This window comes from Bartonella sp. PS17NMGDW (assembly GCF_042193555.1).
Lineage (GTDB): Bacteria > Pseudomonadota > Alphaproteobacteria > Rhizobiales > Rhizobiaceae > Bartonella > Bartonella grahamii.
Genome location: NZ_JBHILY010000101.1, coordinates 1 through 542, shown reverse-complemented (window position 1 = coordinate 542; position 542 = coordinate 1). Strand labels below are relative to the sequence as shown.

Genomic DNA, 542 nt, shown 5'->3' with positions numbered 1-542 from the left:
TACAGATATGTCTAATTTCTTAGCCATATCTAAGAGGCGTTCTGAATGATCAACCCGAAGTTTCCGTAAAATTTTACCAAAAGATGTAGCCATATAAAAAGTCCTATTAGAGAAGAAATATTTTCTTCTGATTCTAACAAATCTTTTTATGATTTTCTTCAATTATTGCGAATCAAGAGTTCTTTTCGGGGTGGTTTTTTAGCAAAACCAGATGTCCAAAGGGTCTCTAATTCTAAAAAGTCAAAATCCTTAAAGATCTCTCGAACCGCATCACAATCATTGAGACTCAAGACAAATTTGCCTTGTATGCTTTTGAGAACTTTTGCCATACTCACAAAATCATCTTCAACAAAATTCCCAGAGCTGTAACACTTCTTCTTCACAAGATAAGGCGGGTCTAGATAAAATAAACTGTCGGGTGCATCAAAAAGCTCGACAACCCGATCCCATGATAAATTTAAGATCGTCGTATCAAGAAGCTTCTGTCTAACACGTCTCATCCTTGATAACAGCTTTTCGGGATTAAACTCTGCCGTTCTTTT

General features: G+C 36.0%; 1 protein-coding gene and 1 pseudogene. Both read right to left on the bottom strand.

Features of this window, described 5'->3' with window-relative positions; all coding sequences use genetic code 11:
• Positions 1-93 (bottom strand): annotated as a pseudogene (locus ACFIJK_RS09500) (XRE family transcriptional regulator); the annotation flags it as partial.
• 65 nt (positions 94-158) lie between these two features.
• A partial coding sequence (locus ACFIJK_RS09495; protein WP_375627609.1) for a DNA adenine methylase occupies positions 159-542 on the bottom strand: 384 nt, incomplete at its 5' end.